Genomic DNA, 12,982 nt, shown 5'->3' with positions numbered 1-12,982 from the left:
AATGTCAGATAAAATTTTTGTCTTTGGTCATCAAAAACCAGATACAGACGCAATCGCATCATCTTATGGTTTCTCATATTTGAGCAACCATCGTCCAGTTGGCGCTTTGAATACAGAGTGTGTTGCATTAGGTACACCTAATGAAGAAACGCAATTTGCATTGGACTATTTTGGTGTAGAAGCACCACGTGTTGTAACATCAGCAGCAGCTGAAGGCGTGGATACAGTTATCTTGACGGATCACAATGAATTCCAACAATCAATCGCAGATATTGCTTCATTAAATATCTTTGGTGTGGTGGACCACCACCGTGTAGCTAACTTCAATACTGCTTCTCCTTTGTTTATGACAATTGAACCTGTTGGCTCAGCTTCTTCAATTGTTTACCGCAAATTCCTTGAAGCGGGTGTTGAGATTCCCCGTGAAGTAGCAGGTCTCTTGCTTTCAGGTTTGATTTCAGACACATTGCTTTTGAAATCACCAACAACACATGCAACTGACCATAAAGTTGCAGAAGAATTGGCAAAAATTGCTGGTGTTGATCTCCAAGAATATGGTATGGCTATGCTTAAAGCTGGCACAAACTTGGACAACAAGTCAGCAGATGAACTCATTGATATTGATGCAAAAACATTTGAACTTAATGGCAGTCGTATCCGTATCGCTCAGGTAAATACAGTTGAAATTCAAGATGTACTTTCACGCTTACACGATGTCAAAGTAGCCATCAAGAAAGCAATGGAAGTTGAACATTATGATGACTTTGTCTTCATGATTACAGATATCGTAAATTCTAACTCAGAAATTGTCGAAATCGGTAGCCACAAAGATAAAGTTGAAGCAGCTTTCCACTTTACGTTAGAAGACGACCATGCTTTCTTAGCTGGTGCCGTTTCACGTAAAAAGCAAGTTGTACCACAACTTACTGAAGAGTTTAACAAATAATGCCTATTCGCGTTTTTAATGAAAATAGGCTGACTTGTCAGCCTTTTTTCTTAAAACTGATTAATTACCTGCACGTGCATGAAGATGTAACCTTACGCCAAATTCATAAAGTTTTTGAACAAGAGAAAAACTTAGATCGCCAGCTTGATAGCTTTATTGCTGCTGGTTTTATCTGGCGCAAGGATAAACGTTATGGCAATAATTTTAAAGTTTTTACTGATGCTGACTTTGATCTTTCTTCAAAAACAATGCCTGTAGCTGTTAATATCTATGAGGAACCATTTTTTGTGACAGTTGGAAGTCAAGTGGAGCAGAGACTGGAGCAGTCTATTGTCCAGCAAAAACTTCAAAATAAAACCAATACAATCACGCTACATTTTTCAAGTCGGTATGATTTGACCACAGATAGCTTATTTAACTATTTTTACAAGGTGGCGCATCACTTACCGCTTACAATACTTGAACAAGAAGTATATCAGCTTATGGGCGATGTTGATCCAGAGTATGCTCTGAAATACATGACCAGTTTTTTACTCAAGTTTACGCGTAAAGATATTGTCAAAGCACGTCCAGATATTTTCATCAGAGCCTTAGAAAAATATGGCTACATCTCCGCAGTAGGTGAACGAGAGTTTACGTCAAATCTTGCGTTTGACGATACACTTCAACTTGAAGAAATTCATTTTGATTCTCCTCAAGACTTCATCTCTGCCCAAATCCAACAAACAAAGGTATTAAAGAACTTCATTTCCATAGGAGGATAAAAATGAAATACGAAAAATTGTTACCCCGTTTCCTTGATTATGTTAAAGTAAACACACGTTCAGATGAAAATTCAACAACTGTACCATCTGTTCCTGCTCTTGTTGATTTTGCTCATAAAATGGCAGATGAGATGCGCGAAATTGGTATTCAAGATGTACACTATCTTGAATCAAACGGTTATGTTGTAGGGACTATCCCAGCAACTACAGACAAAAATGTCCGTAAAATCGGTCTGATTTCTCACATGGATACAGCAGACTTTAATGCAGAAGGTATCAATCCGCAAATTCTTGAAAACTATGATGGAGAGTCTGTGATTAAACTTGGTGATTCTGGTTTCAGTCTTGATCCAGCAGAATTCCCAAACTTGAAAAACTACAAAGGTCAAACTTTGATTCATACAGATGGTACAACACTTTTGGGTGCTGATGACAAGTCGGGGATTGCTGAAATCATGACTTTGGCTGATTATTTAATCAATATCAATCCTGATTTTGAACATGGTGAAATCCGTATTGGTTTTGGTCCAGACGAAGAAATCGGTACAGGGGCTGACCGTTTTGATGTTGAAGATTTCAATGTTGACTTTGCTTATACAGTTGACGGTGGACCCCTTGGTGAATTGGAATATGAAACATTCTCAGCTGCCGGTGCTGTTTTAGAGTTTCAAGGTAAAAATGTTCACCCAGGTACAGCCAAAAATACAATGGTTAACGCTCTGCAATTAGCAATGGATTACCATGCGCAATTGCCAGAATTTGATCGTCCCGAAAAAACAGAAGGACGTGAAGGTTTCTTCCACCTTTTGAAATTAGATGGAACTGTCGAAGAAGCACGCGCACAATATATTATTCGTGACCATGCAGAAGATAAATTTAATGAGCGCAAAGCCTTGATGCAAGAAATTGCTGATAAAATGAATGCTGAACTTGGCTCTGAACGCGTAAAAGCCACAATCAAAGATCAATATTACAACATGGCTCAAGTTATTGAGAAAGACATGTCAATCATTGATTTAGCCGAAGAAGCAATGAAAAACTTGGATATCGAGCCAAAAATCGAACCTGTTCGCGGTGGGACAGATGGTTCTAAGATTTCATTTATGGGCTTGCCAACACCGAACATCTTTGCTGGTGGTGAAAACATGCACGGTCGTTTTGAGTTTGTAAGCTTACAAACTATGGAAAAAGCAGTAGATGTACTGCTCGAAATGCTTAAACTCAATAATAAAGTTGAAAAATAAAGCATAATAAGCTAAAATAGTTCTTAAGGTTGGGAGGAATAGCTTTCCAACAGTGATTTTTTCGAGAGAATTTACTTTTCTTAATTAAATAAACCAATAAACAAGTCGCCTTTGGGTGACCTGTTTTAGGTTTTTCTTAGAATTGTCGCACAATTATAACGAATTCTAGTTATGATTGTTCTATTCTATCTTTTATAAAAGACAATATAATTCACTGTTGAGAGTTCTGGTCAAACTTCCCACTCGCCTTTACTTATGGTAATTATACAAGTACTTTAAGTTACTTGATTTACAAATATTTTCAATCAGTCAATCTGATTATAAAAAAAGGAGGACATTTGATGTCTGATAAAGCAAAAGGGAAACTTTCTCTTGTCGGCTTATGCCTGATGATCTTCACATCAGTATATGGATTTAACAACATCCCACGTGCATTCTACATGATGGGTTATGCTGCAATTCCATGGTATATCGTGGGTGGATTATTCTTCTTCCTGCCCTTTGCCTTCATGGTAACTGAACTTGGTTCAGCTTTCAAAGAAGAAAAAGGTGGGATCTATTCTTGGATGGAGAAAGCAGTTGGTCCAACTTTCGCCTTCGTCGGAACATTTATGTGGTACGCTTCATATTTGGTATGGATGGTCAACGTTTCAAATGGTATCATGGTACCCATCACAAACATGATTTTTGGTAACTCGCTTCATGTGCCAGATCCATGGATTCTCTCAATCATTGCTATGATTTGGGTTGCTGCAATCACTTTCTTTGCACTTCGTGGTTTGGATGCAGTCAAAAAATTCGCTACACTTGGTGGTATTGCTGTTCTTTCATTGAATGCGATTCTCTTGATTTGCGCACTCTTAGTCCTTATTCTTAATGGACATCCAACAACACCAATTACTGCTGAAGCTTTTGTAACCAGCCTTAACCCTAACTTCAATAACAGTTCTGCAATTGGCTTTATTGCCTTCATGGTATTTGCTATCTTTGCTTATGGTGGTGTTGAAGCAGTTGGTGGTTTGGTTGATGAAACAGACCAACCTGAGAAAAACTTCCCTCGTGGTGTTGTAACGTCAGCGCTTATCATTGCAATCGGTTATTCTGTAATGATTCTCTGTGTTGGTTTCTTCATGAATTACCAAACAGGCGGTGTATTTTACGAAGGCGTAAAAGCTGGAACAATTAACCTTGGTAATGCAGGTTATGTAACAATGCAATACCTTGGTGAAGCGCTTGGTGCTGCTTTTGGTATGAGTCATTCAGGTGCGGTAGTTATCGGTTCAATTCTTGCCCGTTACATGGGTCTTGCAATGTTGCTTTCATTAATGGGTGCTTTCTTTACATTGATTTACAGCCCAGTTAAACAAATTATTTCTGGTACACCAGATAAACTTTGGCCTGGTCGCTATGGACAACTTGATAAAGAATCAGGTATGCCAAAATTTGCCATGGTTATCCAATTCGTAATTGTCTTTGTTATCATCTTGCTGAACATGCTCATCAACCTTGGTGGTGGTGCAGAAGCAGCGGCGAAATTCTTTGCAATCTTGACAAACATGGCCAACGTTGCGATGACATTGCCTTACCTCTTTATCGTTATTGCCTATGCAAAATTCAAACTCAATGATAATATTGAAAAACCATTTACGCTTTATAAATCTAAAGGTGTAGCGATGGCGTCTGTAACGGTAACATTTCTTGTTGTTGCTTTTGCAAATGCCTTCACAGTAATCCAACCTATCACAGATTACTTTGCTTTGCCAGTTGCTGAACGCTCTGCAGTCCTTGGAGATACAATCCAAACAGTTGTATCAATGATTGCTGGTCCAGTTATCTTTGGTTTGGTAGCCTTCTTTATGATGAATCGCTACAAAAAACGTTACCCTGCAGAATATGCCTCATTAACAGAACTTTCTGAAGATGAATTACATAATGCTAAATAAAAAAGAGCAGCTTAGGCTGCTTTTTTTTATTCCAAAACATAAAATGCCGATGAGGCAATTTTTAAATAAATTTTTCTGCTATGGCTCTATCACCAGGATAAGGTTCACGTTTATCATTGACTAACTGGAACTTGTCTGCACCCTTTCCAGCAATAATAACAGCATCATTTTGATCTGTCACACGTTGAATGGCTTGTTTTATAGCCTCTGCACGATCTGCTTCAAAATCACAGGAGCGTGAAACATAACTTGCGATTTCATCAGCAATGGCTTTAGGATCTTCGTGGTTAGAATCATCTTGAGTGAGAATGACTTCTAAGCGTTCGTGTGCTTCGATAACTTGGCCAAAATCCTTACGACGACTTTCACCTTTATTACCCGTAGCTCCTAAAACCAAGACGATTTTACCGTTATGATGAGGTTCAACAACAGACACTAAGTTTTGCAAACTAATACCGTTATGGGCGTAATCGACATAAATTCTTGCACCTTTTTTTGTAGTTAACATCTCCATGCGTCCAGGTACTACGGCTTTTGCTAAGCCGTTTTTAATTTGTTCGATTGTGGCTCCTAGATGTTGGGTTGCTAAAGCTGTTGCTAAGGCGTTTTCTTGGTTAAATTTTCCAAGTAAACGAATGTCAAAATGGTCAGCTATTTTACCGCTTGTTGTAAAATCGTGTGCATGAGATTCGATGATTTGATTGTCAGATTTTTCACCGTAAAAATCATGCGGGATTTTAAGATCTGCTAACTCTTGCTTAATGACATTAAAATGGGTCATTTCGCTGTTGGCTACAAAGTAACCGGAATGATGTAAAAGTTGTCGCTTGCAGTAAAAATAATCTTCAAGTGTAGGATGTTCGACAGGTCCGATGTGATCGGGAGAGATATTAAGGAAGACGCCAACATCGAAGTTAATAGCATAGACACGTTCAGTCTTATAAGCTTGTGAGCTTACTTCCATCACAAGGTGTGTCATTCCATTATCCACAGCTTGGCGCATCATTTTAAGTAAGTCAAGACTTTCGGGTGTAGTTAACTCAGATTTGAAGAAATTTTTCCCATCAAGAGTTGTTTCTGCTGTAGAAAGCAAAGATGTTTTTTGTCCGTTCATTTCATCTAAGATTGATTTAGCGAAGTAAGCAGAAGTTGTTTTTCCTTTTGTTCCGGTCAAAGCTAATATTTGGAGTTCATTTTGTGGATAATCATAAAATGATTGAGCTAAGAGACTCATTGCACGCTTAACATTTGAAACAATGATTGCAGGTATTTCCACTTCATAATCTATTTCAGAAATGTAGAAAGGTGCTGCTAAGTTTTCTAGATATTCTGCTTTAAAATTTAGACCTTTCGCAAAAAATAGGGTTGATGCAGAAGTGTTTCGGCTATCATAGCTTAATTGATCGAAGGTGAAATCTTCTTCCCAGTTATAGTAATATTCCTTTTTAAAGATAATCTCGTGAAAGTTTTCGTCTTTTTTCAGAATTTCTAAAACATCTTGTATTTTGAGCATGGGTTTTCTGCCTCCTTTATTTATACCATTTAACTCTGGAAGAGAGCTAAATTATAAGGCACTTCACTTAAATGTGGATAGGTGCTTTTTTCTTATACGTAGGCTTAATTATACCATTTTCACCTATATTTTTGTAACTTGATAACCGCTTCATGTTTTCGTGAACAAGAGAGGATAGTGTTATAAGAAGTGTTTATCTTGCTTTTACTACAGTCTCTAAGCTTTTAATTTCCTGTTCAAGTTTCAGAGCAATTTGATAGGATTCACATCGTTCAAAAATATATTGACATTTTTTCATTGTTTCTATAGCGCTCGTATCTCCAAAAACCACTTCAAAATGCGCTTTTTGGTATATGAAATTTACTCTTTCAAAAAGATTAATTTCTGGAATCTTTAAAGAAGCAATAAAATGAAGTAACTCTTCCGCTAAATATTTCTGTCTATTTTTAATAAAAATCTCGAGGAAGGTTATTCCAGTTTTGATTTGAGCTTTTTGGGTAAGAGGATGAATGTTTCTGCATCGTGCTGTTTTGAGTATTTTATGGCTAAACTTTGATAAGGTACCTAAGTCTAGAAATCCAGCTATGTCACTCAACAAATCAAATTCATATGCGCCCCATATTTTGACGTTAATTAAGTAGTGTTTAATGACAGTAAGACTTTTAGAAGAGAGGTGATAATGGGAATCTATCTGCTTCATGGTTGCCTCTAAGCGAAATTTATCCAAGTTTAATCTTTGAGTGGAAGATGAGCTTTGTATAAGTGATTTTTCATATTTTTGGATAATTTTTTGAAGATGGAGCGTATTACTGTTTAGATGAGCCATATCACGTTCTTCAAACCAGTCCAAATGATTGAGTTGGGTATTAAGATGATGGAAAAATTCGTGAGGTGCTACATTTATATTATTCAAGAGATAGAGCAAAACAATGCAAGAAACATAATTGCGTCCATTTTCAAAATTAGAAAGTTGGGAAGTGGAGATGCAGTCCTTCGCCGCTTCCTTAAGGGCGAAATTTTTAGAAGTACGAAAATAACGATATATTTCTCCGATGAGCAGTGTTTTTTTCATAAAAGACTCCTATATTTTTAATATTTTTATGTTTTGAAACTGTGGTAAAAGAGCAAGAAAAAGCTTATTTATGGTAATTTTTCTATAAACTAGGTCGACAAAGAGCTGTCAATATATAGTAATTTAAGTCTAAGTTATAACTGTTTTTAGGTGTAATGTTGTTATAGACTAACTATAAGCGATATAAAGGGATAGGGTTAATCAAGATCTTTAAGTATTATTCGTATCTTTGCTGAAAAATTCACACATAAAAAATCATAATCACAGGAAGGAAAATTTAATGAAAAGACAAACTAAAAAAAGGATAGTTGGTATGATTGCGCTCGCTCTCTTATTTTCGACAGTTGGACCGTCTGTGACAGGGCTAGTACAAGCGAATGATATTCAAGCAAGTCAACAACAAAGTGAAAATTGGGATTCGCTTGAACAGGTTACATTTGATGAATCTGACTTGGCTTTTTTACAACAAAAAGAAAAAGTATTGATGGCAAGTCAAAATGTGCCATTATTGGCACCGCGTGCTTTTTCTATCCGAATGGTCGGAAGGAATTTGGAAGGCTTGTGGCATCGTTCAGCAGGGATGCGCAGGGCTTTAACTGCGGTAGGGTTTGGTTGGACACAAATTAAGGCTATCGCGCGTGGCGTATATGTCTATAGCTATAGAGTCATTGCGGCTAAAATAGCAACAGTTGCAGCTTGGAACTGGGCCGTTGGCGCTGTTATTGGTGTTTCAGCAGGAGCAGCTATCTATACAATGGGAAATTTCCGGCTTTTTTATTAATCATCCTTATGAATAAAAATAACCAAACTTATATTTTTAGCGCTCTGATTTTCCTTGGTGGTAGTTTTCTTATCTTTGTTTCAGAGGAAAGTGTATTCACGGGTTTTGATTCACTTTTAGGTCTTCTTGTGGTAATTCAGAGCAGTTTCATTCTGAATTACATGGGTATCTTCATCTTCCAAAACGTGGCATTCATGGAAAGAACAGTGGAGCTAAGCTATTACAAAAAACAACTGCCAAAAATTCAGGCTCTTTCTTACCTGATGGCTCTATCTTTTTTTACTGTAGCTTCGTCCATGAATTTAACTGTAGTCTTGGCAACGGTCTTCTTAATAATGATGAATACGGTAATCCGGGCTTATTTTATCAGTATGCGCATCTTAAAGTTAATGTATATCCAACGACAGATAAAGGAGTATTTTTTTAGAGGACTTCTGGGCTTAGCTTTCATCCTGCTTATAACTTATTTTAATTTTTATAGCGTGACATTTTTTTCTGTGCTACTTTTATGTCAAACGTTCTGGAATTTCAAGTTAATTATATCTCACGGTTCTAGTAAATAAAGGAACTAAACTCATCCATCTAGAATTTGTAGTTCGAAATAGAACTTATTTTGTCCAAGGAGTGTTATAAACTTTTATTGTCAAAAATCCCTACTTCATGGTAAAATAGAAAAATGAATAGTACAGAAATGACTGATAATCTCAGCATGGAAGAAAAGCTCCAGCAAATGGATGCGGAAACCAAGCGTAAAGAGATTCGAGACAATAAAGCAGCACAGCAGGATACAATGATGCGCGGGACCTTGTGGTTTACTTTAGCGGATATTTTATCACGTCTTCTGGGTGCGATTTACATCATTCCGTGGTTTGCGTGGATGGGAGAACACAATAATGAAGCCAATGCCCTTTTTTCAATGGGGTATAATATTTATGCGCTCTTTCTCTTGATTTCAACTGCAGGTCTTCCTGTAGCTATTGCGCGTGAGGTAGCCCATTATAATGCGATGGGAGATGAAAATCTAAGCAATCGTTTAGTTCGTCATATCTTTATTTTTATGGTTGGGCTTGGTATTGTAGCAGCTGGTGTGATGTATATCGGTGCGCCCGCATTAGCAGCTATGTCAGGTGGAGGAGAAAACCTAACAGAGGTGATGCGCTCGCTTTCGCTCGCCATTCTGATTTTCCCGGCTATGTCAGTTATTCGAGGATATTTCCAAGGGCTTAATGATATGAAGCCGATAGCTTTGAGCCAAATTTATGAACAAGTTGTCCGTGTAATTTGGATGTTAGTATTTACGTTTATGATTATGAAGCTTGGCTTCTCAGGTGGAGATTGGACACAAGCAGTTGTCCAATCCACAACAGCAGCCTTTATCGGTATGTTGGGCTCATGTGCTGTCTTGCTCTGGTATTTGATCAAAAACAATATGCTTGGCAAGATTATTAACCCAGGCCCAAGTATTACAAAAATTAGTGCTTGGCGCCTGCTTTCACAAACCATCTATCAAGCTATCCCGTTTGTCGTTATTGGCTCAGCTATTCAAATTTTTAAAATTGTGGACCAAGCGACCTTTGTTACGGTCATGCGGTGGGTATCTGACTATAGTGATACACAGCTTTTAGTTTTCTTCTCATACTTTTCTGCTAATACCGACAAATTGACAATGATTCTCATTGGTGAAGCGATGACTTTAGGAGCTGTGGCTCTGCCACTTATTGCCTCTAACTTTGTTAAGAAGAATTATAAAGAAACAGCGCATTTGATTTCTTACGATTTTCAACTGTTTGTGGCCTTTATGTTGCCTGCGGTCCTAGGCATGACAATTTTAGCTGCACCAATCTATACACTGTTTTATGGTTCAGTAAATAGCTTGCAGCTTGCACTGTTTATCTGGGCTGTCCTCCAAAGCTTCTTGCTGGCTTTGTACACGATGGTTGCCCCAATCTTGCAAGCTTTGCACTATTCTAAAGTAGCGATGCGTTACTTCATTATTACTTTAGTGATCAAATTGATTTTGCAAGTGCCGTCAATTATGATTTTCCACTCTTATGGTCCGCTTGTGGCGACAACTATTGCTTTTGGATATGGCACATGGATTATTATTCGCAAAATTCATGAAGTTACGGGTTTCCGAGTTAAGAGTACTTTGAAAGGAATTATTGGAATCTCAATTATTACGGCTATTATGGCCGTTGTGACTCTGGTTCTTTATGGGTTGATTTCGTTGATTTTGATGCTACTTTCTCCAGGTCATTTCAAAGCCTTGCTCGTGGTAGCTGTGGCTGGTGGCGGTGGATTCTTCACCTACATTTATATTGCAGCCAAAGCTGGCTTACTTGAAAAATTAATGGGGAGCCGAGGCACAAGACTTCGTCAAAAACTTCATATTTAAAAAAATAGATAAAGCGAATTTCAGAATGCAGAGCTGTTCGGAAGTTTGCTTTTTCTTTTATGTTATAATATAAAAAACGTTTTCAGGAGGTTATAATGACACGAATACAAGATGATTTATTTGCAACAGTAAATGCCGAATGGCTTGAACAGGTACAGATACCAGCTGATAAACCTCGTATCTCTGCTTTTGACGAATTGGTATTGGAAAATGAAAAAAACTTAACAGCCGATTTGCAGCGCATGTCTGTGGAACTTCCAGAAGATAATCCTGAACTGCTAGAGGCTATAAAGTTTTACAATAAGGCAGGAGATTGGAAAAGTCGTAATAAAAACGATTTCTCGGCCGTTATTAGAGAGATGGATAAGGTAACAAATCTTAACTCATTCGAAGATTTTCGTACGCATTTACTTGATTTGATTTTTCATTCTCAAGCCCCATTACCTTTCTCAATCAGCGTTGATGCAGATATGAAAGATGCAGTGCACCATTCTCTAGGCTTCACTGGTCCTGGGCTTATTTTGCCTGATACTACTTACTATGAGGAAAGTCATCCTCGTAAAGCTGAACTTTTGAGTTTTTGGCAGGAAAATTCCAAGGAAATATTAGAGCATTTTGGGCAAAAAGATGCCCAAGAAATCGCGGCTAAAGCAGTGGCTTTTGATGGCCTTTTGGTGGAATCAGCAAATACTGCGGAAGAGTGGGCTAAATATGCGGAGCTTTATAATCCGATTCCTTTTAAGGAGTTTGTAGGACATTTTAAAAATATAGATTTTGACTCATTTATTAAGGGTTTGGTTAGCACTGAACCGGAGAAAATCGTTGTCTTTGAAAATCGTTTTTATGACTCTTTTGACCATATCATCAACGAAGAAAACTGGCCTTTAATTAAAGCGTGGATCTTGGTGAAAATCGCGCGTAAGGCAACTGGCTTACTTTCAGATGAATTACGACTTTTAGGGTCTGCATATGGACGTTTTTTATCGAATGTATCCGAGGCAAGGAGTCAAGAAAAACATCAACTCGATATAACGGAGAGTTATTTCAGTCAAGTGATTGGCCTTTATTACGGTCTAAAATATTTTGGAGAAGAAGCTAAATCAGACGTTAAGCACATGACTTCTGAGATGATTAAAGTTTATCAAGAACGCTTAGATAAAAATGAGTGGCTCAGTCGTGCAACGATTGATAAGGCTATTGAAAAATTGAGTGCAATTACTGTGTTCATAGGCTACCCGGACAAACTTCCAGAAATATATAGTCGTTTTAAAGTTGGAAACGGGACTCTCTACGAAGATGCCTGTCATTTTGATGAATTACTCACTGCACGTCACTATGAAAAATTTAGCGAAGAAGTTGATAAGAGCTTGTGGCATATGCCGGCTCATATGGTTAATGCTTATTATAGTCCGGACAGCAATACGATTGTTTTTCCGGCAGCTATCTTACAGGCACCTTTCTACAGTCTTGAACAGTCAGCTAGTCAAAATTACGGTGGTATTGGTGCAGTAATTGCCCATGAAATTTCACATGCTTTTGACAATAATGGAGCACAGTTTGACAAGTATGGCAATCTCAATAAATGGTGGACAGACGAAGACTATGAAGCTTTTGAGAAGAAACAAGAAGAAATGATTGCAGCTTTTGATGGACGAGCAACTGAAGCTGGTCCAGCAAACGGCAAGTTGATTGTTTCGGAAAATATTGCCGATCAAGGAGGAATCACGGCAGCGATGACTGCTGCGCAAAAAGAAGAGGATGTTAATCTTACAGATTTCTTTAGCCAATGGGGGAAAATTTGGCGTATGAAAGCCAGCATGGAATTCCAGCAAATGCTTCTTTCAATGGATGTTCATGCCCCAGCGAAGTTGCGCGCCAATATTCCACCGACAAACTTAGAAGAATTTTATCAGACTTTTGAGGTGCAAGAAAGCGACGGGATGTATCGCGCGCCTGACCAACGTGTGAAAATATGGTAAAGGACTTTGAAGAGCTTAAGCCGGAAACGCAACGGATACTTAAGGAAATCAAAACGGTACCCTATGGACAAGTGAGTTCATACAGAGATATTGCACTACGGGCAGGCCTTATAAATGGTGCGCGGCAAGTCGCCAGAGCACTTCACGGTCTATCGGAAAGCCATCACTTACCTTGGTGGCGAATCATCAGATCAGATGGCACTATAGGGATGCACGGTGAAGGGCGTCTAGAACAAATTCGTTTGTTAAAATTAGAAGGTGTTGAAGTGACGGATAGAGGTAAAGTTAAGCTGAAAGAAAAGTAATTCAAGGGCATTTAGACCTTGTAAAGACAGTCGATAAATG

Annotated in this window: 11 protein-coding genes; 9 read left to right on the top strand and 2 right to left on the bottom strand. The window is 38.1% G+C overall.

All coding sequences use genetic code 11. The features are described 5' to 3' along the window. The first annotated feature begins 1 nt into the window (after position 1). The 4 genes from LACDD01_RS05540 to yjeM all read left to right on the top strand — a co-directional run bounded on the left by LACDD01_RS05540 (position 2) and on the right by yjeM (position 4,897). Positions 2-946 (top strand): manganese-dependent inorganic pyrophosphatase, encoded by a 945-nt coding sequence (locus tag LACDD01_RS05540; RefSeq protein WP_014024319.1) that lies wholly within the window; start codon positions 2-4, stop codon positions 944-946. Further along, on the top strand, positions 946-1,710 hold the full coding sequence (locus LACDD01_RS05535) for a DUF1803 domain-containing protein (RefSeq protein WP_061413622.1): 765 nt from the start codon (positions 946-948) through the stop codon (positions 1,708-1,710). The genes LACDD01_RS05540 and LACDD01_RS05535 overlap by 1 nt, the downstream gene beginning before the upstream one ends. A gap of 2 nt (positions 1,711-1,712) precedes the next feature. Next, positions 1,713-2,954, top strand: coding sequence for a peptidase T (gene pepT, locus LACDD01_RS05530; protein ID WP_019292420.1), 1,242 nt, complete (start codon positions 1,713-1,715; stop codon positions 2,952-2,954). Between the two features lie 341 nt (positions 2,955-3,295). Continuing rightward, the gene (gene yjeM / locus LACDD01_RS05525) at positions 3,296-4,897 is read left to right on the top strand and encodes a glutamate/gamma-aminobutyrate family transporter YjeM (RefSeq protein WP_061413620.1); all 1,602 of its coding nucleotides are present in this window, start codon (positions 3,296-3,298) and stop codon (positions 4,895-4,897) included. Between the two features lie 61 nt (positions 4,898-4,958). On the opposite strand, the gene LACDD01_RS05520 is transcribed toward yjeM, so the two are convergent. Beyond that, entirely contained in the window at positions 4,959-6,410 is a 1,452-nt protein-coding gene (locus LACDD01_RS05520; RefSeq protein ID WP_061413618.1) for a UDP-N-acetylmuramoyl-L-alanyl-D-glutamate--L-lysine ligase, read from the bottom strand. Positions 6,411-6,603: 193 nt separating this feature from the next. Then, on the bottom strand, positions 6,604-7,482 hold the full coding sequence (locus LACDD01_RS05515; protein ID WP_061413616.1) for a helix-turn-helix domain-containing protein: 879 nt from the start codon (positions 7,480-7,482) through the stop codon (positions 6,604-6,606). 280 nt (positions 7,483-7,762) lie between these two features. On the opposite strand from LACDD01_RS05515, the gene LACDD01_RS05510 reads away from it, so the two are divergent. The 5 genes from LACDD01_RS05510 to LACDD01_RS05490 all read left to right on the top strand — a co-directional run bounded on the left by LACDD01_RS05510 (position 7,763) and on the right by LACDD01_RS05490 (position 12,942). Further along, positions 7,763-8,263, top strand: coding sequence for a hypothetical protein (locus tag LACDD01_RS05510; RefSeq protein WP_061413615.1), 501 nt, complete (start codon positions 7,763-7,765; stop codon positions 8,261-8,263). Between the two features lie 8 nt (positions 8,264-8,271). Beyond that, complete coding sequence (locus LACDD01_RS05505; RefSeq protein WP_061413613.1) at positions 8,272-8,826, top strand: hypothetical protein; 555 nt, start codon at positions 8,272-8,274, stop codon at positions 8,824-8,826. A 113-nt stretch (positions 8,827-8,939) separates the two neighbouring features. Continuing rightward, positions 8,940-10,658 (top strand): putative polysaccharide biosynthesis protein, encoded by a 1,719-nt coding sequence (locus LACDD01_RS05500; protein ID WP_061413611.1) that lies wholly within the window; start codon positions 8,940-8,942, stop codon positions 10,656-10,658. Positions 10,659-10,753: 95 nt separating this feature from the next. Then, the gene (locus LACDD01_RS05495) at positions 10,754-12,637 is read left to right on the top strand and encodes an endopeptidase PepO (protein ID WP_061413609.1); all 1,884 of its coding nucleotides are present in this window, start codon (positions 10,754-10,756) and stop codon (positions 12,635-12,637) included. Continuing rightward, positions 12,631-12,942, top strand: coding sequence for an MGMT family protein (locus tag LACDD01_RS05490; RefSeq protein ID WP_061413607.1), 312 nt, complete (start codon positions 12,631-12,633; stop codon positions 12,940-12,942). Before LACDD01_RS05495 ends, LACDD01_RS05490 begins: the two co-directional genes overlap by 7 nt. Positions 12,943-12,982 lie beyond the last annotated feature (40 nt).

This window comes from Lactococcus sp. DD01 (assembly GCF_001578715.1).
In the GTDB taxonomy this organism is placed as follows: Bacteria; Bacillota; Bacilli; order Lactobacillales; family Streptococcaceae; genus Lactococcus; species Lactococcus petauri.
Note: the sequence above shows the minus strand (reverse complement) of the source record. Positions and strands in the feature narration are given on the sequence as shown.